At 41.2% G+C, this 22,305-nt stretch carries 16 protein-coding genes; 12 read left to right on the top strand and 4 right to left on the bottom strand.

Going from position 1 to position 22,305, the window contains the following annotated elements; all coding sequences use genetic code 11:
• Positions 1-112 precede the first annotated feature (112 nt).
• The 10 genes from BLR84_RS13880 (at position 113) to BLR84_RS30040 (ending at position 12,646) form a co-directional block, all read left to right on the top strand.
• Positions 113-589, top strand: a complete 477-nt coding sequence (locus BLR84_RS13880; protein ID WP_090468848.1) for a nuclear transport factor 2 family protein — start codon at positions 113-115, stop codon at positions 587-589.
• A gap of 217 nt (positions 590-806) precedes the next feature.
• Entirely contained in the window at positions 807-3,701 is a 2,895-nt protein-coding gene (locus BLR84_RS13875; RefSeq protein WP_090468846.1) for a ligand-binding sensor domain-containing protein, read from the top strand.
• A gap of 16 nt (positions 3,702-3,717) precedes the next feature.
• Complete coding sequence (locus BLR84_RS13870; RefSeq protein ID WP_090468844.1) at positions 3,718-4,344, top strand: response regulator transcription factor; 627 nt, start codon at positions 3,718-3,720, stop codon at positions 4,342-4,344.
• 246 nt (positions 4,345-4,590) lie between these two features.
• Positions 4,591-4,947 (top strand): VOC family protein, encoded by a 357-nt coding sequence (locus BLR84_RS13865; protein ID WP_090468840.1) that lies wholly within the window; start codon positions 4,591-4,593, stop codon positions 4,945-4,947.
• An 8-nt stretch (positions 4,948-4,955) separates the two neighbouring features.
• Positions 4,956-5,825 (top strand): AraC family transcriptional regulator, encoded by an 870-nt coding sequence (locus tag BLR84_RS13860; RefSeq protein ID WP_090468838.1) that lies wholly within the window; start codon positions 4,956-4,958, stop codon positions 5,823-5,825.
• A gap of 342 nt (positions 5,826-6,167) precedes the next feature.
• The gene (locus tag BLR84_RS13855; protein WP_090468836.1) at positions 6,168-9,356 is read left to right on the top strand and encodes a SusC/RagA family TonB-linked outer membrane protein; all 3,189 of its coding nucleotides are present in this window, start codon (positions 6,168-6,170) and stop codon (positions 9,354-9,356) included.
• 11 nt (positions 9,357-9,367) lie between these two features.
• Positions 9,368-10,840 (top strand): SusD/RagB family nutrient-binding outer membrane lipoprotein, encoded by a 1,473-nt coding sequence (locus BLR84_RS13850; RefSeq protein ID WP_090468827.1) that lies wholly within the window; start codon positions 9,368-9,370, stop codon positions 10,838-10,840.
• Positions 10,841-10,861: 21 nt separating this feature from the next.
• Complete coding sequence (locus BLR84_RS13845; protein WP_090468825.1) at positions 10,862-11,530, top strand: immunoglobulin-like domain-containing protein; 669 nt, start codon at positions 10,862-10,864, stop codon at positions 11,528-11,530.
• A gap of 11 nt (positions 11,531-11,541) precedes the next feature.
• A complete protein-coding gene (locus BLR84_RS13840) occupies positions 11,542-12,030 on the top strand; it encodes a lipid-binding protein (protein WP_090468823.1) in 489 nt (162 codons plus the stop codon).
• A gap of 454 nt (positions 12,031-12,484) precedes the next feature.
• The gene (locus BLR84_RS30040) at positions 12,485-12,646 is read left to right on the top strand and encodes a hypothetical protein (RefSeq protein WP_176852060.1); all 162 of its coding nucleotides are present in this window, start codon (positions 12,485-12,487) and stop codon (positions 12,644-12,646) included.
• Between the two features lie 40 nt (positions 12,647-12,686).
• On the opposite strand, the gene BLR84_RS13835 is transcribed toward BLR84_RS30040, so the two are convergent.
• The gene (locus BLR84_RS13835; RefSeq protein ID WP_090468822.1) at positions 12,687-14,834 is read right to left on the bottom strand and encodes an FUSC family protein; all 2,148 of its coding nucleotides are present in this window, start codon (positions 14,832-14,834) and stop codon (positions 12,687-12,689) included.
• 293 nt (positions 14,835-15,127) lie between these two features.
• Between BLR84_RS13835 and BLR84_RS13830 the strand changes: the two genes are divergently transcribed.
• Positions 15,128-17,701 (top strand): phosphoenolpyruvate carboxylase, encoded by a 2,574-nt coding sequence (locus tag BLR84_RS13830; protein WP_090468820.1) that lies wholly within the window; start codon positions 15,128-15,130, stop codon positions 17,699-17,701.
• Between the two features lie 461 nt (positions 17,702-18,162).
• On the opposite strand, the gene BLR84_RS13825 is transcribed toward BLR84_RS13830, so the two are convergent.
• Entirely contained in the window at positions 18,163-18,822 is a 660-nt protein-coding gene (locus tag BLR84_RS13825) for a YdeI/OmpD-associated family protein (protein ID WP_090468818.1), read from the bottom strand.
• A gap of 281 nt (positions 18,823-19,103) precedes the next feature.
• Between BLR84_RS13825 and BLR84_RS13820 the strand changes: the two genes are divergently transcribed.
• Complete coding sequence (locus BLR84_RS13820) at positions 19,104-20,075, top strand: quinone oxidoreductase family protein (protein WP_090468817.1); 972 nt, start codon at positions 19,104-19,106, stop codon at positions 20,073-20,075.
• A gap of 296 nt (positions 20,076-20,371) precedes the next feature.
• On the opposite strand, the gene BLR84_RS13815 is transcribed toward BLR84_RS13820, so the two are convergent.
• On the bottom strand, positions 20,372-20,902 hold the full coding sequence (locus BLR84_RS13815) for an RNA methyltransferase (RefSeq protein WP_090469333.1): 531 nt from the start codon (positions 20,900-20,902) through the stop codon (positions 20,372-20,374).
• A 60-nt stretch (positions 20,903-20,962) separates the two neighbouring features.
• Entirely contained in the window at positions 20,963-22,129 is a 1,167-nt protein-coding gene (locus BLR84_RS13810; protein WP_090468815.1) for a galactokinase, read from the bottom strand.
• Between the last annotated feature and the right edge of the window lie 176 nt (positions 22,130-22,305).

Genomic DNA, 22,305 nt, shown 5'->3' with positions numbered 1-22,305 from the left:
GACTTACAAATGACTAATCCCTGCTTATTGGTGCTATACGCATATTTTTAGGGTGCGATACACACATTTTTATTTTACAACCGTAGTGACATTTGATAAAAAAAATATCACAATGAAAAATAAATTTTTAGTGACCTGCTTAATAAGTTTATTATCAGTCACATCAATCTACGCTTATACAGGCCCAAAAACTGGCGAAACTGGTTATGCCGCCGTAATCCGCGACTTTATTGACAGCCATATGAATGGCAATTATAAAGAGCTTAGCCGAGTATTAGATGAAAACTATACATTGAAAATTCCCCGTGGCAATAAAGTGATCCATCAAAATAAATCAAGCCTGGTTGATGCCATGAAAAAAGAGGCAGGCACTCAGCAAAACTGCCAGTCAAACTACGAAGTGCTGGCTAAAAGTGATGCGCTGGTAATAGCCAGGGTTGATTTTAGCTATCATGATAGTATACAGCATAATTATCTGATACTGGAAAAGGACGATGCCCAGGAATGGAAAATTACCCAGATTTGTAAAATGTTTGAAGATCTGGAAACCCCGGCAGGTGGTAACGGAGCTGTAACTGCCAAAAATTGAGTTTTATTTAACTGATCTTATTATAAAAATTCATAGGGGAATTAACCAATATACCCTATATTAATGAATCACCCCAAAAGGGTGATTTTTTTTATTTTATTTAGCTTTATTTTGAATTTAATTGCGGTAATACTGCAAACTATTAATTTACACGTAAGTGAACAAGTATTTTTTATATCCTGTGCGGGTGTCTTGGTGTGTTGTATTTATTTGTTTAATGCAGATATTTCCGGCGTTGGGGCAAAAATATACGTTTGCGCATTATGATATCGACGACGGTTTGATCCAATCGCAGGTAAATAAGTTCACGATGGATAATGACCATCGTTTATGGATAGCCACTTTTGGTGGAGCCTGCCGTTTTGATGGAAAGGAGTTTTTAGGATATTCCAGACAAAATGGGTTGCCTAATAACTATGTAAGTACCGTTTTTTCTGATCGTGCCGGGCATGTATGGTTTGGTACACTTGATGGGTTGGCGATGTTGCACAATGGCAAAATCATAAACTATAAACCCGCGGCCTCTCAGAAACACAATATTGTAACCGATATAGCCCAGGATGCAAGTGGTACTATCTGGGCGGTGATGGGCTATGCTTTATTTAAAATTACCGGCAATAAGATGGAACCTGTGGCATTTGATGATAGCAGCAAGGTTACCACTATAACCGTTGATAAAACCGGCAGACTTTACGCCGCAGTTTACGGAAAAGGCATATATTCTTTAAGCCGCAGTGGATGGACGTATTCCACCCGCTTTAGTGAGAAATATGAGCAGCTGGCCGTAAGAAAAATATTATTTGACAAATTTGACACACAAAGGGCTTACCTGTTAACCTGGAAAGGCTTATTTTATATAAACGATAACCAGGTGATGCCCTATGCCTCAGTACAAATGGCAAGCGTAAAGGGGCAGCTGCTCTGCATTGAACAGGATGGGTACAAGAACCTTTGGATAGGTACCGATAACGGCGCCTATTGTTTAATGGATGGTGATGTTATTCATTACGATTCCTCAAATGGACTTACCGATATCTCTATTGCAGATATATATGTTGATACAGACAATAATCTTTGGCTCGGGAGCCTGGGTAATGGTTTATACCGTTGCGAGGGTAGTAAATATGTGACTTTTGATGGCACACAGGGTTTGCCTGAGTCAAAAATAATCATGGGGATCACCAAAGACTGGAACGATCATATTGTGTTGGGTGCAGATGGGGGAGGGTTGATTAGGTACGATGGTAAAAAGCTTACCAATATAGCAACACCAAGCAGTTCTAAGTATTTAGCTGGTATACAATGCTTATATACCGATAAAAATAAAACTGTTTGGATAGGTACAAGCCAGGCTGGGTTGTGGCAGTATGATCAAAAGGGTTTCAGACAGATAAAAGGAAGTGATGAAATAGCTTACCACGCTATTATAGCCGATGACACCGGGGTTATCTGGTTGGCCACATCATTGGGTTGTTATTACTATGAAAAGGGGGTGCTTAAACAGTTGGATGGCGTGCCTGAATACTCATCATCGTTAGTAGCTACAGGTCGCGATTCTGTGTTTATAGGCACGCAAAATGGTATTGTGCTGCTGGTAAATAAAAAAGTAGTGCAGACCTCTAATCAAAGCGTTCTTAAAAACTCCGCTATCCTCACCATGATTAAATATCATAACCTGGTTTTAATAGGCACCGATGACAGAGGTTTATTTGTTTGGAACCTGAAAAATAATCATTTAAAAAGTTATACTACAAATGATGGTCTTAAAGCAAATACAATATACAGCCTGATAGCTGATGATACAGATAATGTTTGGGTAGGTACAGGTAAAGGAGTTAACCAACTGAAGTTTGATCAGGCTGCGGATAAATTTGCAGTTATTGATAATTCAGGCTCAAAGGAGCCTGTTTTTGAAACCAATCAAAACGCTATACTTTATAAAGATCATCAGGTTTGGGTAGCAACCACAAAATCTGTTATGGTTTACAATACCCGTTTACAAACACGATCTTCACCACCGCCACATATTATTATTGAAAATGTAAAGCTAATGCCCCAGATAGGCAGAAGTAAGGATACCGGTTTTACTTATTTAAATAATGGGGCCTCTTTAACTTATAATCAAAACCACCTGGCTATCTCTTTTTTAGGTATTTATTTAAAAAATCCTACAAGTGTGTCATATCGCTACAAATTAGTTGGTTTAGACAGCACTTTTTGTTCGCCCGTAAAAAACAATGTTGTTGAATACCCTATGTTGCCACCAGGTAAATATACGTTTAGGGTAAAGGCCATTAGTCCGGATGGTAAAGTTTCGCCGGATACAGCTAATTTTAGTTTTGAAATTATTCCACCGTTCTATAAGACGCTTACTTTTCAAATATCAGCTGTACTGTTCTTTGTATTAATAGGTTTTGGTTTACAAAACATTTGGCACCATAGCAAAATACAACGGCAACAAGCTATTGAGGCTATTAAACAAGAAGAAAAAATAAAGATCAGGCAGCAAACAGCCGAAGATTTTCATGATGACCTGGGTAATAAACTTACCCGTATCTCTATACTTTCAGAAATTTTAAACGCTAAAATTGATCAAAGCAAAACAGATCAGCATGGGCTTGTTGACCAGATTAAACAAAATGCAGCAGCCCTTTATAATGGTACCAAAGATATTTTATGGGCCCTTGACCCCAAAAGCGATAATTTATATGAAACTTTGATACACATTAAAGAAATTGGCATTGAGCTGTTTCAGGATATGCCTGTTGATTTTGAGTTTAACAAAATAGATGATAACCTGAAACAAGTTAAGCTACCGATGGAATATAGCCGCAATATTACCATGATATATAAAGAACTGCTGAATAACGCGCTTAAACATGCCGATGCGGAGCAGGTTATATTACACTGGGCTTATGTTGATAAAGACGAGGTCAGTTTGCGACTTACCGATAATGGTAAAGGCTTTAGCAGTAATACCCTATCAAAGGGGCATGGTATGCATAACATAAAAGCAAGGGCAAAACGTATTAATGCCGAGCTGGTTATTGTTTCGGAAGAAGGTAAGGGAACCTCGGTAGAGCTAAAGTTCAGAAAAAACGTTGTCGCTTAATTATTAGAAAAAGAAGATGAATCGCACTATAAAAATAACCATTATTGAGGACGATGAAACCATTAGAAATGGTTATGCTTACTTAATTGGCGCTACGGAAGGGTATGAAGTAGTGAGCACCTATTGCTCCTATGACGAAGCCGCCAAAAAAATAACGATGGATCGCCCTGATGTTGTACTACTGGACATTGAATTGCCTGGCACCAATGGGGTTGACGCTATCCCTAAATTAAAGAAGCTGTTGCCACAATGTTATGTGTTAATATTAACGGTTTATGAATCCGAGAAATTAATATTCAACGCCTTAGCCAACGGGGCTTCCGGATACCTTACTAAAAATACACCATCCGCTAAAATAATTGAATCCATCAAAGAGGTTAAGGATGGTGGCGGCCCAATGAGCATTAATATTGCCAAGCTGGTTATACGTTCATTCCAAAAAAACCAGGAATCGCCACTGTCAAAACGTGAAACTCAAATACTGGAATTGATAGGCGATGGAAAAAGCCGTAGCCAGATTGCCAAAGAGCTATTTATTGACCTCGAAACCGTGCGTAGCCACATCAAAAACATATACGTAAAGCTTGATGTTAACTCCCGTGCAGATGCCATAAAAATGGCTAAGCAAAATAAACTTATCTGATCAAAACAATGCTTTACTCTGTAAATGAGTAATTTCCCGCGCATTTTTTATTGTATTTATTATTAAACAATAATAAATAAATCCCCCTATTTGGGGGATACGTTGCCTCTGTTACCAGCCTATCTTTGGTATGTGCAGTAGTTTTAACTGATCGGCTGCAACCCACACCAAAATCATCACCCCTAACTACTTGTTATTGATATTGGGTTGATTTCCGTAGAAATCTTTTATAAGAGCTATTGCCATATGAAATTGAAATATATCCCTGTTTTTGCAGAGGACGCTGACGCACAGATAAGTTTTTATACGCAAAAGTTAGGCTTCAACCCGATCAGTAATATGTCGTTTGCAGAAGGCGAAGAATATGCTGTATTACAGGCCGATAATCTTGATGTGGCTCTTGTTGTTGGCGGCAGTGCATTTAAGAGCTGTATTATTTTAAATACCGATGATTGTTTGAAAGATTATCATTTATACAAAACCGCGGGTGTGTTTTTTTCCACAATCCCACGTTACCTGCCAACAGGCCTTGCGGCCGAGTTTCTGGACCCATCTGGTAACAGGTTTATTTTATTAGAGGAAAGAAATTATACAGAAATATAAATTTTTATATGATGGATTATTCAAAAACATTACGGAACAATAATAAAATTTATAGCCGTACAAGCAGTCAGAAACAAAATCAGCAGTATAGCTCAGATTTTAGCCTGAGGTTTGTTTTTGCAGGAAATGAACGCTACGATATAGGTAAGCGGCATTTATCCATATATCCCGATTCTTTTTTAATATTGAACAGGGGCACACAATATTCTACCGATACCGACTCGGATATACCGGTACAGTCATTCAGTATAAGCTTTGATCAGCAATTTTTGCAGGATTTTAAAGACTGCTGGCTGCTGGGCGATAATCGCCTGTCTGGAAAGGGAGGAAATAAAGGAAAACAATTCCAGGAGTTTGATGAAACTATTTACCCATTTACCGGTGATATTATGCATAATGTGTATCACCTCAAAAAATATCTGGATACTGGCCTGCATGATGAATTGCTGATCAATGAATATCTGCATCATTGCCTCATCAACTATTTTAGCATCTATAACGAAGAGATATTTAAAAAAGCAGATAAGCTTCATTTTTTAAATGCCAGTACCAAAATAGAGATCTTACGCAGGCTTAACCGCGCTAAGGAATATTTGTACAGTAACTATAACCAGAATATAAGCCTGGAAGACCTGGCGGAACATTCATGCCTGTCGGTGAATCACTTGTTACGAACTTTTAAACAGGCATTTAATTTAACCCCTCATCAGTTTTTAATACAACTGCGGTTAAAAAGAGCACAAGCTTTACTAAAAAGTACAGCTTATCCTATTAACGAGGTTGTAAACCTCATTGGCTTTGAGTGCCCGAGCTCCTTTATCAGGTTATTTAAAACGCATTATAAAATTACGCCATTAAAATACAGGCAAACTGCCTGATAGTGTTTTATTGGGGTTAAATAATATTATAATAATAAGTTTACACTTAAATGGTAAACCTATATGCGAAAATGATCAAAATGGTGATTATCGCATATTCTCTTGCTTTTCTATATGTTATTATTGTGTTTGTATTAGTTGTATAAGCTGTAAGTCAGACTTATATAATATTAACTATTAAACACACTTCTATGATAATAGCACCTACTTAAATAATTCTCACATTTTTTATTTACCGGAAATTCTCAAAACATCAGTATCCGGTTTCGGTGCGTATTGAGTGTTCCCCCACCTCAATCGGTACCCATTACAATCTTAATAATACAATAAATTCAAAAAAGCATGAAGCACAAATTACTTAAAATTTTCATGGTTTGTTTTTTCTGCACGGCTTCAATGGCCTTTGCACAAAACAAAACCATTACCGGTATTGTTACTTCGCAGGATGAAGGTTTTGCGATTCCGGGAGCAACAGTTAAAATCAAAGGGACAAATCAAGGCACACAAACCAGTAACGACGGTAAGTATTCAATAAGTGCCACAGACGGTTCAGTATTGGTATTTTCGTTTCTTGGATATGAAACAAAAGAAGTTGTTGTTACCAAAAACGTAATGAATGTTGCACTAAGATTAAGCAGCAAACAATTAGGAGAAGTGGTAGTAACCAGTTTGGGTATAAACAAAGCAAAAAAGACTTTGGGTTATGCACAAAATTCTGTTAACAATAAGGAAATTAATCAATCGGCGCCCAATAACCCGTTTGGTGCTTTACAAGGTAAGGTAGCAGGGGTGAACATTTCAAATGTTGGTGGTAGCGCCGGTGGTTCAACCAAGATCATTTTACGGGGCTATACCTCATTAACCGGCACCAACCAACCTTTGTTTATTATTGATGGTGTGCCTTTGAATAACTCTACCAGTGGATCTGACACCAACTTTGACTTTGGTAACAATGCCAATGACATTGATCCTAACCAGATAGATAACATATCCATTCTTAAAGGATCGGCAGCAACAGCTATTTATGGCTCCCGCGGATCAAATGGTGTTATTATTATTACTACCAAAAAGGGCAAAGCGGGTAAACCCGAAGTTAATTTTTCAAGTGCCGCAACCATGACCGATGTGGCCTTTGTTTATAAACCACAGGATGTATTTGGCCAGGGATGGGATTCGCACTTTGTATTGGGCGAAAACGGAAACTGGGGACCAAAATATACAAACTTGCTTCAACCCTGGGGTGCTGTTGTTAATAACACACAACTGTTAAGGCCTTTTTCATTTATTAAAAACAATGTAAGGGATGCTTTTGATCATGGGCTTGATCTGAATAATAACATTTCAATTAGCGGTGGTTCTGATGCATCTACTTATTTATTTTCATACAACAATATCCATTCCAATGGTATTTTGCCTGGTCCGGCAGATAAATTCTCCAGGAACAACTTTACTTTAAAAGGATCAACCATTTACAAAAACTTTTCGGCTGATGCATCCTTGAACTATGTAGCTAAGAATGGGAATTTCGTGGCTACCGGCCAGGGTCCTACCGGTATCGCTACAACATTTTATGAAAACTTATTGCAGATTCCCGGTTCAATACCTATTAAAGATTTAAGGGATTATAAAAATCTCTACTTTAATGTGGATAATTATTATACTCCTTATGCCGAGAATCCTTATTACAGCTTAAACGAAAATGGCAGTCACAGCAAGAGCGACCGTTTTTATGGTAACATTAACCTAAACTATAAAATTACTAATTGGGTTACGCTTAATTTTCAACAAGGAGCCGATATATCCAATATGGGCAACAGGATATGGTTTAACTCCAACGCTCCAACTCCAGGTAGCTGGGTAGGCGGTGGTAACACCGAAGGCCAGTCAAGAAAACCTGACGTTGGAAGTGTTGAAGAGGATAACTATCAGAATTATGAATACGATAGTAAATTGCAGGCCATTTTCAATAAAAAATTTGGCTCCGACTTTGACTTTAACGGTCTTGTTGGTACAAACTACAATGATCGTGGCGCACGTTCACATGGTAGCACAATTGAAGGTTTAGCTATCCCGGGCTTTTTTAACTTATCAAACAGCTCTAACAAACCAACAGCTTTTGAAACCGAATCTCACAGACGCTTGTTAGCTTTTTATGGACAAGCTACATTAGGTTACAAAGATTATTTGTTCTTAACAGTTACGGGCCGTAATGATATTACATCAACACTGGCAACCGGTAATAACAGCTATTTTTATCCGGCAGCCAACTTGTCCTATGTATTATCTGAAGCGTTGGGTCTGAAAAGCAAAGCTGTAAGTTATGTTAAATTAAGAGGTAGCTATGGTGAAACAGGTAGTGACACCGATCCTTACAGCACTTTAAATGTACTAAATGCTACCAACGTGCCGCTTGGTTTTGGTAACCTGCAATTTCCATTCGCAGGAGTTCCTGGTTTTAGTATAGCCAACACATTATACACTTCGGGATTAAAGCCAGAGCGTGTTAAAGAATATGAAGTTGGTGGTGAGTTCAGATTTTTGGATGACCGTCTGGGCTTAGATCTTACTTATTATCATAAGATCCGTAAAGATCAGATCCTGAATGTTCCAATTGCGCCATCAACAGGTTATGCAAGCCAGCTCATCAATTTTGGAGAAGTTAAAGAAAAAGGAATTGAAATTGCCTTAAATGCAACCCCAATAAAAACTTCATTAGTAAAATGGGATTTTACCTATACTTTTTCACATAACAAAAGTATAGTAACATCTTTACCTCCCGGGTTGAAAAAAGTTTTACTGGCACAAGATGGCTACGGTGGTCAATTTGTTGCTGTTGCCGGGCAACCACTTGGTTTGTTGCAGGCGCCGGTTCCTGCATACGACCCTCAAGGCCATATTATAGTTGATAGCCAGGGCTATCCGATTGCTGCTGCAGATAATGGCACCTACGGTAACTTCCAACATGATTTTGTAATGGGCTTTAACAACAGTGTACGTGTACAGAATTTTACATTAGGCTTTACATTTGAGTGGGATAAAGGGGGCAAGTTTTATTCAGGAACTGCCGACTTATTTAACTTTGTTGGCGCCGATCCAAAAACATTGTATAATGATCGTAATCCTTTTGTTGTTCCAAATTCTGTTCAACGCGTTACAGATGCAGGCGGAAATGTAATTGGCTATAAAGAAAATACTACACAAATTACAGAGGCTAATGTTGATGATTACTATTATACTACTTCTAACAAGGCACAAGCCTGGTCAAGAGATATATTAGACAGAAGCTTCCTGAAGTTAAGAGAGGTTACTTTAACTTATAGCTTGCCAAAATCATTGGTTAACAGAATAGGTGCTTCAAAAGCTTCATTCGGTGTTTTTGGAAGAAATTTAATTACCTGGCTTCCATCTGGTAACCACGTAGTGGATCCGGAAGTTTCAAACTATGGAACCGACCTGGCAAGTGAATACGGAGAGTTCAGGACTGCCCCGCCATTAAGATTCTATGGTGCTTCACTTAAAGTTACATTTTAATCATTTGCATCATGAAAAATAGAAATATAAAAATTAAAAGCATATTTATACTTGGCACCCTGGTTGTATCATTCGGGTGTAAGAAGATTACCGACATAAACACAAGCCCAAACAACCCAGCTATTGACAAAGCTACACCACAGGTTTTATTTCCTTCGGGCGTGCTATCAACAGCAGGCCGGGTTGGTGGCGAATTGGATATCCTTGGTGGTATATGGTCGCAGTACTGGACACAGTCGGTAGCTGCCAGCCAATTTAAAACCATCGATGCATATAACCTGCAAAGACAGGACCTTAACGGTAGTTATAATGAACTGTTTTCAGGAGCGTTAGCCGACTATCAACTGGCTATCACTAAAGCGAAAGCAGCCAAACTGGATAAGTTTTATCTGATGTGTACCGTGATGAAGGCTTATACTTTTGAAGTGCTGGTTGATTTATATGATAAGGTGCCTTATACTGAAGCATTTCAGGGTGCCTCTAATTTAAACCCTAAGTTTGATGATGGTTATACCATTTATAAAGGATTGCTGGCCGAAATTGACGCTGCATTAGCTTCTGGTTATGCAACTGCTCCTGAAGTGGCAGCTGACTCAAAAACCGACTTCCTGTTTGGTGGCGATATGGATAAATGGCGTCAGTTTGCAAACACGCTTAAACTGAAAATGTATTTACGCATGGTTAACACTCATGCCGCGGATGCAGAGGCAGGTGTAAGAGCATTATATGCAGCTCATGCTGATTTTTTAGATGATGATGCGGTAGTAAAGGTTTTTATAGATGCTACAGATCAAAGAAACCCAATCTATGCATATACAGTGTTTAATTTAGGTGCTAATGACCTACGTGCAAGTAATACATTTGTAAGCTGGTTAAGAGCGAATAATGATGCCCGTATAAAAAATTATTTCGGCACAAACACACCAACCCCAATTGATCAGGGTTTTTATACTGCAACACAGGCTCAGCATCCAAGTTATTATACTGCAACAGCCCCGGCTTTTGCTGCAACAGACCCTGTTTATTTCATAACAAAAGCCGAATCACACTTTTTACAGGCGGAGGCCGGATTACGCTATGGTGTTACAACTCCTAAAACAGAGTTTGATGCAGGAGTAACAGCTGCGTTTGCACAATACAGCTTACCTGCGCCTACCACTGGAGTGTATGTTTATCCTAATAGTTCTAATCTGCAAACTAATTTAAAAGCTATTATTTATCAAAAGTGGGCTTCATTCCCTAACTCTCATACTTTAGAAGCCTTTTTTGATCAGGAACGCACTGGTTATCCGGAAAACTCTGCTATTTATTCCCTTGATGCAGGTTATATTCCGGGACAATGGGTGTATTCAAAAAATGGTGTAACAGCAGGCAGATTTCCAAAGCGTCTGGTTTATCCTGATTCTGAACGCAGCAGAAATACTAATACACCTGCCGAGGTGCCAATTACTGTACCTGTATGGTGGGGAATACCTAATAAATAAAAACTTTTAATCAGACAAAAAATGAAAAGATATATAAATTATTTGGTCATGTTAGCAATACCGGTTATGCTATTGTTAACGGCCTGCAATAAAGATAATTTCAACTATAAATCAGGCTATGTTGGGAGTTCAAAAATCACAACGTATCCAACTATAACGGTTACTGGTGATGATTATTTGATCGTTAAAACAGGAGCTGCTTTCACTGACCCTGGCGCAACGGCAAAAGCCGGTACTGCCGATATAAAGGTGGTTGCGACATCAATTAGTACCAGCACCCCCGGAGTATATACAATAACCTATACTGCAACCAATGTCGACGGATTTTCGGCAACAGCAAGCAGACATGTTATCGTTTACACTACAGATGCAAGTGCCCAGGCTAATGATTTTTCAGGTACATACGCCCGTACTTCTAACGGACAAATTGCAACCTGGACTAAACTGGCTCCAGGTGTATATTCAGTATTAAATCCGGGTGGAGCTGTTGGTGCAACTTTAAGTGTAATTGTATTTAACAATACAGGAAATAAAGTATTTATACCTCAGCAAAGCGCCAATGACGGAAGCCCAACAAGTTCGGCTCAGGAGTCGTCAACAGCGGGACCTGGGGGCACATTGGCGCAGTACTCTATGGTAATCGTAAACCCTGGGTATGGAGCTGCTGTTAGAACATTTGTTAAACAATAAATTTACCAGAAATGAAAAAAATAAATACAATAGTATATACGCTACTTACATTTTTGGTAGCAGTATCATTTACTTCCTGCCAAAAGGATGAAAAAATAGGAGGGACGGCTGTCCAAAGTCTTGCGGGAGAATACTGGGTTAAAGTAGACGACGGAACAGGACCGACAGCAACATATTCTAAAATATCTCTATATAACACATCATCAAATCGGGCTGATAGTGTTTGGATAGATGATAGTCAGACATACTACGGCCTTAAAGCCAAAATTCATGCTGATGTACCTTCTCTGACTTTTTCGGCGACTAATGCCACTGAAACCTATAATGGTGTAAAAGTTACCATACTTGGTGGTAAAATACTTAAGAAGGCAGCAACAGCTCCGGGAAGTAAATTAAAAACAGATTCAATATACTTTAAGGCTCAATATAGCGATTCTCCAGGTGTAACGTTTACATACGGTGGATATGCCAGAACGGGTTTTGATTCTGATGATCATTAACAGCGATCAGCTAAATTAGGTTTATAACTTAAAACCCCGGAACGTCTTTAAACGTGTTCCGGGGTTTTATAATAATATGCCAATATATAATAGTCGTCAAATATTGTGTTTTTTGTTATAGTGTGCTGATTTATAAATGTTTAAAAATGAGATACTCCAAGGTTTTAGTATAAATACATGTATACAGGTGATTTTCACATATTCTATTTTTGATTTACGCACTATGTTTGTAAAAGCCAAGTAGTTTTCGTTAAGATATTTGGTCAGTTAATAGTTAATTAAAAAAGTCAGTAACGCGAGGTCACTGACTTTTTTTTATATAGGCCAATTAAGTATTGTAACTGATTAATTAATAATACATTAATTGTTTATGGATGCGCCAGAATCACTTTTTTTCAATTAATTGTAACGTTTTGCTATTTATTATCGTCATATAGATACCAAACTCCTAAACATGAAAACTTTAATCTTATTGGCAATTACCGGCGGCTTGTTTTTTACCTCCCCTGGTTTAGATACTAAACATGCAAAAAGTAACAAGGCATGTGCAAAAAACTATGTAAAGCATTGTGTGAAAAAAAGTTGCAATCATGCAAAAAAAGCTAAATTGGGTTAGCTAATTACAAAAATCATCAACAAGCATCATTAGCTTCATTTTACTGCAGGATATTGTCGGTTATTTTGGCAATATCATAACTAATTTTATTGATAAAGCCCAACTGTTCTTTCAGTAAAGTATCTTCTGCCGATAATTCAACCTTTTCGGCATCGCTAACGGTTGGTGTTTTACCTATATTGAATTCAATTGGCTCCCCCTGAAGTTTTTTGTTGCTTTCATTTAATACTGATATACCTTTCTTAACCAGTTTAAGCGCTTCGGTGTGCGGTAGCTGCGATTCCTTTTTTACCAGCCCTGATGCTATATTGGCGATGTATGACGACAGAATATGGTTTAAAACCACAAACTTATGTACATCTTTTACTTTACGTTGTTTGCTTTTGGGTTCAGACGTCATACGCTCAAAAGCAGCCGATAAGTTGGCCGATTTTACATACACATCTTTACGGGCCAGTTTGTACATGGTAGTGCCGGTTACTTTGCCCGATAAACTTTCGGCAATGGTTATCAGGTAGTTGATATTGGCTACGATCACATCACGCAGGGTTTCCTGTATCTGGTCAAACTCCCAGGTTGGGAATATCAAGTAACTAGCAATAAACGCGATGGACGAACCGATAAGCGTATCCAGTATGCGCTCCTGAGCCACATTTAATAGCCCCACACCCAAAAACTTGAACAGGATAAGTACAAAGGGTGTCATAAAAATTACTGATACTACATAATTTAATCTTGAAAAGCTATAGGTGCCAATCATAAACACTATTAAAAAAATAAATTGTACGGTGTTATCGGGTATAAAGCTTAAGATAAGTATGCCGATAGCCCCACCGCAGATAGTGCCAATAAGCCGTTGATAATTACGCTGCTTAGATAGGCTAAAACCGGGTTTTAGGATTACGATGATGGTGAGCAGTACCCAGTAACTATGATGTCCCTGGGCCACGGTTTTGGCCGTAATAAAACCCACCAGACAAACCAATGATACCCGCAACGCATGCTTAAAAGCACCCGAATCCAAGGTGAAGTTATCAAAGAAGATATGCGGGGCGTAATCCTGATGGGTAACAAACTGTGAATACTCCACATCACCACGTAATTCGGTTGATTTAGGGGCGGTTTTGGAGTGATAATAGTTATATATATTATTGATGCTGTCGCCCAGATCGCGCAAATTGATCAGAATCTTTTTGAGCACCAGGTTACTGATCTCCTGGTTGTTTTTACCTATGTCATCAATCTTTAACTTCAGTTTCTCCAATTCCAGATTAAAATCAGTGAGATGACGGTTGCGGGTATTTGATAGTACAATATAAGCTATCTCATCCAGCTCATCGGCCATGTGCTGTAGTATACGGGCAATCTCGTTAAGGATGCCGGTATCTTTAAAGCGCTCGCGTATCTCGCTGTAATCATAATGGGTAGCCATGATCTGTTCAAACATATCCACCAGGTCAACAAAGGTTAATACCAGTACTCTGCTGGCCCCGGTTGATTCCCTAACCAACACCCGGCTTTTAAACAACAGCTCGCGTACGGCGTCCTGGTGCTGACTAACCTGGATCTGTTGCGATACCAGTTTACGGTAATTATCATCAATATCTTTCTCGGGTAAATAAAAGTCGGCCTTGATCCTTAAGAATTTGGCGATATCAGCCACGTTTTCGCCCAGGGCTTGCTGTGCCGCGCGATAAGGCCTGATACCAAAAAATACCAGACTGAAAGTCATGTACCATAAGCCACCCACCAGGATAGTGGCGCTATACCATAGTACATTGCCAGCGGGTTGGGCTTTATCCATCATAAATATCATGATGAGCAACGAACAGGTGCCCACAGATGCTGCCCGGTTACCATAAACCGTAAACATCGAGAACAGGAACGAAAACACCGTGATCTCTAACCCAAGCGTATATAAGTTTAGCCGGGCAAAACCGGTAATGGCCGCCACCAGGAAAAGGCATAAATTGCCTATAGCCATAGAATTACGCTTGTGGGTTACCGGACCGGGATTGTCAATTACACAAATACAAAGCGCTCCTAAACTAAAAGTAAGACCCAGATCAAACTGGTTAAATTCCAGCAACACCAGTGAGGGCAGGAGTATACCCGCTGTGATACGTAAACCGTCAGAAAAATACTGGCTGTAAAAAAAGCTTTTTATTTCCCTGGTATTAATATTCATCAAAATAGTGTTTGTTTTTGGCAGTGGCCGGGCAATACACAGGCAAGTTATAAAAATCTTTGCTTACAGCTAAACGGCATAATTTCTTTAATATCATTTTGATTTTAAATCAGGTTGTAAATTTACAATAATTAAATTTTTTTGCCTTGTTTTAGTAAAATTGATATCAAATTCGTAATACTATTATTAAATTTATTACTTTTAGTTGAAATTTAATTTTAGATAATTAAATTCACCCCCGGTTTGCGCAATAGCCGGTACCACTCAATTTTAACCCAATTATATTTTGAACTATGTCATTAACTTTAAAACTCAGTCAGCGGGAAGCAGCTTTTAATAACGAAGTTGTAACCAGGTTTGAGTTATATAACAGTTTATTTCAAACACTACCATTTTATCAGGTAAAGGATACCGGTATTTTACTGCCGTTTTTTAGTTCACATTGCGAAAAAGGCGCCATTAAGCAGGCCTCACCAACGGATATCATTGAGTCGTTCTTTAAAAAGTATGTACCGGATATTGACCATCGCGAGCAGATCAACCGCATGTTCCGTTTTATTCAGTACATCGAGCGCCAGGTGGTTTTGTTTGATGCCATTGAAGATTCGTCCTTTAATAAATTGGGTAAGTTTGATGATTCGGGCAACCTGCAAAGTCTGCTGGCGCAAGCCACCAATAGCGAAGAAACCCGGGCACAGATCAGTGAGAAGCTAAAAGACTTTTCGTTACGATTGGTACTCACTGCGCACCCAACACAGTTTTATCCAGGCACGGTATTGGGCATTATGACAGACCTGATCGAAGCAGTAAAGGTAAACGATATTAATAATATCGACGTACTGCTGCAACAACTGGGCAAAACCCCATTCTTTAACAAAACATCACCAACACCGGTTGACGAGGCCATCAGCCTGTCCTGGTTTTTGGAGAATATATTTTACCATGCCGTATCGGGCATACAATCCAAACTCGAAGAAGAGTTTGACATTGATGCCGCCAGCAGTCGTGTGCTGGAGCTTGGCTTTTGGCCAGGCGGCGACAGGGACGGCAATCCCAACGTAACTACACAAACTACCAAGGAAGTGGCCAGCTTTTTAAGGCAGCGCCTGTTCCGTTGTTACTATCGTGATTTCCGGGTACTTAAACGCCGCATTACTTTCCGCGGGGTTGAAAAGGCTATGGCCAAGCTGGAAAAACTACTCTACAAAAATGCCAACGAACATCCGGATTCCAAAAATCTGCAAGGTGAACTGTTGAGCTTGCTGCAATCAATCAAGCAAACCATCATTACTGATCACGACAGTTTGTTTGTTGATATTGTGGAGAACCTGATCCAGAAGGTTCGCTTGTTTGGCTGTTATTTTGCTACGCTGGATATTCGTCAGGACAGCCGCGTTTTACGCAGCGTGTTTGATTATGGTGTAAAAAATATTAAAACAGGTATTGTTAAAGGCTATGCCGATCTGGACGAAGAAGAAAAGCTAAAACAGATCAGCTTTAAAGAGGCCGATTTCCATTGCCCTTCTGACGCGGATGCCATGACGCAGGATACACTGAATACTATCCGCCTGATGCAGGAAATTCAGCAGACGAATGGCGAAAAGGCCTGTCAGCGTTTTATCATCAGCAACTGTCAGCAGGCATCTGATATTTTACAACTCATCGACCTGTTTTTATGGAGCGGATGGGAGAAGGACAGCCTGAGTGTCGATTTTATGCCGCTGTTCGAAACCGTGAACGATCTTTCCCGTGCAGGCGAGATCATGGAGCAACTCTACACGCATCCGTACTATGCCGAGCACCTGAAAAAACGCGGTAACAGGCAAACCATTATGCTTGGTTTTTCTGACAGCACCAAGGATGGCGGCTACCTGATGGCCAACTGGTCGATATATAAAGCTAAAGTGGAATTGACCGCTATGGCCCGCAAATATGATATCAGCCTGGCGTTTTTTGACGGCAGGGGAGGTCCACCGGCACGTGGCGGCGGTAAAACGCACCGTTTTTATGCTTCGATGGGTAACGAGATCGCTAATGATCATATCCAATTAACCATCCAGGGGCAAACCGTGAGCTCGCAATATGGTTCGGTAGAGACTGCCCGCTTCAATATGGAGCAGCTGATCAACGCGGGTATTATTTCGGCCCTGCATCCAAATCATAACGATCTGCTGGATAACAGGCACAAAGCCCTGATATCGGACATGGCCGACGAAAGCTATAAATTGTTCATGGCCCTGCGCGCGCACCCTTTATTTGTGGAATATCTGGAGAAATTCAGTCCGCTTAAATTGTTATCGAGGATCAATATCAGCAGTCGGCCAACCAAACGTAATGCCGGTGCGCCGCTGAAACTGGAAGACCTGCGGGCCATCAGCTTTGTAACTTCCTGGAGCCAGCTAAAACAAAGTATCCCCGGTTTTTATGGGGTAGGTACCGCTTTGAAAAAAATGAAAGACGACGGCAACTGGCTCGAAATAAAAGAACTATACAGAACCTCCGGCTTCTTTAAAACCATGCTGGATAACTGTGCCATGTCCATGTCGAAATCTGATTTCAGGGTGACAGCTTACCTGGAGAAAGACAAAAAATTCGGCGCTTTCTGGAAACTGCTGAAGGACGAGTTTGAACTTACCCGCGAAATGTTGCTTGACCTTACCGGAAGCACAGTGCTGATGGAAGAATACCCGGTAGAGCGCCGTTCTATCGCCATCCGTGAGAAGATCGTGTTACCACTCGTGATCATCCAACATTATGCCTTACAGAAGCTCAATAGCAGCGACGATAGCGAACTGATCGACATATATGATAAGCTCGTGATTCGTACCGTTTACGGTATTGTGAATGCGGGTAGGAATTTGGCGTAATTAGCCCCTGAGGAAGACACACCTTACCCTCCACATGTCATTGCGAGGAACGAAGCAATCGCATACTGTACAAAGTCACCTTGTATAGTTCGCGATTGCCACGCTCCGCTCGCAATGACATTTTTTATTTAAGCAAAAAGCAAAGGCTGTCATGCTGAGCACCGTCGAAGCATGGTGGTGGGCCTCTACGCTCGATCCTTCGACGGGCTCAGGATGACAGGCCTTTAAAAAAGCATTAGCCCTGTGCGATTCCTTCCTTGGGGAAGGGGTTTCAACGCTGGCTAAACTTTATACAACTAAACAAGTTTGTCATCCTGAGTGGAGCGAAGGATCTATCCGCATTCCTATCGAAGAAGATGCTTCACTATGTTCAGCATGACAAGGCTTCTTCATAGCGGTAAGATAGAAAAAAGCGGAGCAAGTGCGATTCCCCTCTCAAGAGGGGATGGAACTGGGAATATTTACTTATCCGAAGGATTTTTCTTTTTGTTGATCAGCATCTCCACCATTTTAGTCATGCGGTCTTGCCGGGTTTTTTCCTGTTTGGCGGTCAATATCCATAGCACATATTCCTTTTTATGGCTATAGGCCAGCTGATGAAACCAGTTTAGTATATCCGGATGCTGTTCCAGCGATGCCTTGATATCATCGGGCAGGGTTACAGTTTTTTTATCTACATCAATATAGGCGCTGTACTCGTTATTCCGTACCGCGTCATTACGGCCTGCCGAAACTTTTACTTTGTCCACCGGACGGAAACGCAGGCCCGTCCACACCTCGTTAACCGCCGCCGAAGCTACCGGACGGATACCGTATTGAGCTGGCGCATCCCAGCTGCTCATCATCTCCAGGTCGGTTGTAATACCTGAGTTCTTTTTAGGGTAGATGATCCAGAATATGGTATCATCCTTTAGCAGTGGAACGATCACTTTCAGTTCATCCGCCAGTTCCACACTATTGGTGACAAACAGCTGTATGCCATTAAAATTACCCGCGGTATTATGTACTATCTCCACATCATCGGGCAGGGGCTCCAGGCTTTCCAGGTAGTTAGCCGGCGCTTTATGCAACAGCCAGCGCGTATGGGGTTTCATTTGCAGTTTTTTGGCAAGGGCGTTCATGAGGTTGGTTTGTTGGTGGTTTATAGGTAAGCTAATTTAATAACAATTTCAATTAAAGCCGCTTTTCCCTATATGTCATTGCGAGAAGGAACGACGAAGCAATCTCCTCGCGTTTAATATGCAAGTGACGAGATTGCCACGCTACGCTCCTGACATGGTTTTATAAGTCAGAGAGCCCTCCAGCGTAGCGCAGACGGGGTGAGTCGATTCCTGCATTTGATAACAAATGTTATCGTCCGGCGTTGTTTGCCGCTCTACTTTTGTATAAATAAATAATAAAAATGAAAGCAGCAGTAATGTATCAACAAGGAGGTTTACCTCAATATACAAATTTTCCGGAGCCGATAGTTCATAACGAGGATGAAGTACTGGTAACCGTAAAGGCGGTAGCCATCAAACATTTGGATAAAAGCAAGGCCAGCGGCAAGCACTATTCAAGCGATGCGCCAAAAGAAAGCGGAAAGGTCATTGGCGGTGACGGTGTTTGTCTGCTTGCAGATGGAATGCGCGTATATGGCATGGGTATAAGCGGTATGCTGGCTGAGAGAGCGACCATTGATAAAGACCGTACCGTAAAAATTCCAAATGACTTGGACGATGCCACAGCGGCGGCCCTGCCCAACGCGGTGATCGGCGCAGCGATGGGGCTTAAATTTAAAGCGGATATTCAGCCGGGCGATGTGGTGCTGATCAACGGGGCCACTGGTTTTACCGGGCGCGTAGCGGTGCAGATAGCCAAACATTACGGGGCCAAAAAAGTGATCGTAACGGGCCGGAACCTGGCTTCGCTGGAGGATCTGTTATCGCTTGGTGCCGACGAAATAGTTTCAGTTATGCAGGATGATGAAAGTTTTAAAGCGCAGCTGACCGTTATCCATGCAGCTACGCCTATCGATGTGATCATCGATTACCTGTGGGGCCATACTGCCGAAATGATTCTGGCCTGCGTAAAAGGCAAAGGCTCATTCACCAACAGGGTTAGATATGTATCCGTAGGCAGCATGACCGGCGATCTGATCCAATTATCAGCTGCAAATCTTCGCAGTGTCGATCTGCAATTAACAGGTTCTGGACTGGGTGCCTGGTCAAAGCCGCAGGTTGGACAGCTTTTCAGCCAGATCTTACCCGAGATGTTTGCACTTGCCGCTGCTGGTAAGCTCAAGGTGGATACCGTCACTGTAAAACTGGAAAACATCGCTGAGCTTTGGGATCTGGAAGTGGATGGCGGTAAGCGTTTGGTGGTGGTTATTTAAGTGACTGATTTTGCTAAAACGGGAAGCCAGACTTACGAAGTTTTTAAAACTTCGTAAGTCTTTAAAGCCTCGTGCCTGTCACCCTGAGCCTGTCGAAGGACGTGCGTAGAGGCCTGCCCACCATGATTCGACGAGCTCAGCATGACAGCCTTTGTCTAAAGGGTTGGGGCTTTTACCACTATGTCATTGCGAGGAGGAACGACGAAGCAATCTCCTCGCGTTGTCATGGATAAGAATAGCTACGAGATTGCCACGCTTCGCTCGCAATGACATGGATTTAGTTAAATGCATTTACCTTACATCGCCATTTTAGCAAAGAAATCCCAAAGGACGATCCCTGCCGATACCACGATATTAAAAGAATGTTTGGTGCCGAATTGGGGTATTTCAATACAGGCGTCGATATTTTGCATCACCTCCTCGCTTACGCCGTTTACTTCGTTGCCGAAGATGAGGGCGTATTTTTCATTGTCGAGCGGGGTAAACTCGTTGAGCATGGTGCTGTTTTCGGCCTGCTCAACGGCGATGATGCGGTAACCATCCTTGCGTAATTGCTCTACAGCCTGCAGCGGGGTTTCGTAATAGGTCCAGTTAACGGATTGTGTGGCGCCGAGGGCAGTTTTTTCAATTTCGCGGTGCGGGGGCTGGGCGGTAATGCCGCAAAGACAGATCTGCTCCACCGCAAAACCATCCGAGGTACGGAAAATAGAGCCTATGTTGTGCATGCTGCGCACATTATCCAGTACAACGGCTACTGGCAGTTTATCCTGTGCCTTAAATTCATCAACCGAAGCCCGGTTCAGCTCATCTAATTTTAATTTGCGCATAATTTTTGTCCATGGTCTATGGTCCATAGTCCATGGACAAAAAAACCAAGCGCAAAAGTATTAATTAACCAGTAAATTCAGCAATCCTACACCATTACCGATCAGTGAGTTGTAAACGGATGGTGCATAGCCAATTTTTTGGGTGTAGTATTCGGTTATTTCGGCACTGTAATTATCAAATGCATCAGCCTTAACCAAAGCTATGGCGCAACCGCCAAAACCTGCACCGGTCATGCGGGCACCGGCCACGTTAGGGTTGGTTTTGCTATATTCGGCCACGGCATCGAGCTCGGCGCCGCTTACTTCGTATAAGTCGCGCAGTGAATCGTGCGAAGCATACATTAACCGGCCAAATTCCTGTAAGTTATTAGCAGCCAGCGCTGTTGCGGCCAGTTTTACACGGTCGTTCTCTTCAATCACGTGTTTGGCCCGGTTCAGCACTACCGGATTGGTGATCAGGTGCTGATATTTGGCGAATGTATCGGCATCAATATCACACAGGTGATTGATCTCCAGCTCCTGTTGCAGGGCTTTCAGCGCTTGCTGACATTCCTGCACGCGTTCGTTATATTTCGATTCCGCCAGTTTGCGGGGTTTGTTGGTATTGATGATAGCCAGCACGTGATCGCCCAGGTTACTGTCAACCGCCTGGTAATCCAGGGTGTCGCAGTTCAGCATCAGGGCCTTGTTCTTTTCGCCAAAGGCAACAGCAAACTGGTCCATGATACCACTGTTTACACCGATAAAATTATTCTCGACAGATTTTGACAGTTTAACCAGGTCGAGCTTGCTGTAACCACAGTTAAACAGATCATTGAGGGCATAAGCCGTAACCACCTCGATAGAGGCCGATGACGACAGACCTGAACCTATAGGGATATCGCCATAAAAAAGCATATCCAGGCCTTTTAGCTGGTGGCCATCCTTACCAAAATGATCTATGACACCGATAGGAAAGTTGAACCATTCGTCGCCAGTTTTTTCATAACGTTGCTGAACAGGGATATCGTCCTGATCGGTAAAGTTTAAACTCCTGAAGCGAAAAACGCCATCCTCATTAGGGGATATTAACAGGTAAGTTCCGAAGGTGATGGCGCATGGCATAACCAAACCGCCGTTATAATCAATATGTTCGCCGATAAGGTTTACGCGACCCGGAGAAAAATAGGTGGCGTCGGCCTCTTTATTATAAAGCTTAGTAAATTCCTGCTGCAAAGTATTCTTCATTATTTCAGGTTAGTTATTTTGGAATAACAAATATTGTAAAAATTGTCAAATATACATTTATAAAATAAATTTAAAATAGAAATTTTTAATTTTTTCGGACAATGATGTGGCCGTGCAGGAGGTTTAAATGTATAGTTTTACGATAACAAAGGCAAACAGAACAGTAACTTACCTGT

Source organism: Mucilaginibacter sp. OK268, from assembly GCF_900103125.1.
Taxonomy (GTDB): domain Bacteria; phylum Bacteroidota; class Bacteroidia; order Sphingobacteriales; family Sphingobacteriaceae; genus Mucilaginibacter.
The sequence above is the reverse complement of the archived record's forward strand: the minus strand, read 5'-3'. Positions and strand labels throughout refer to the sequence as shown.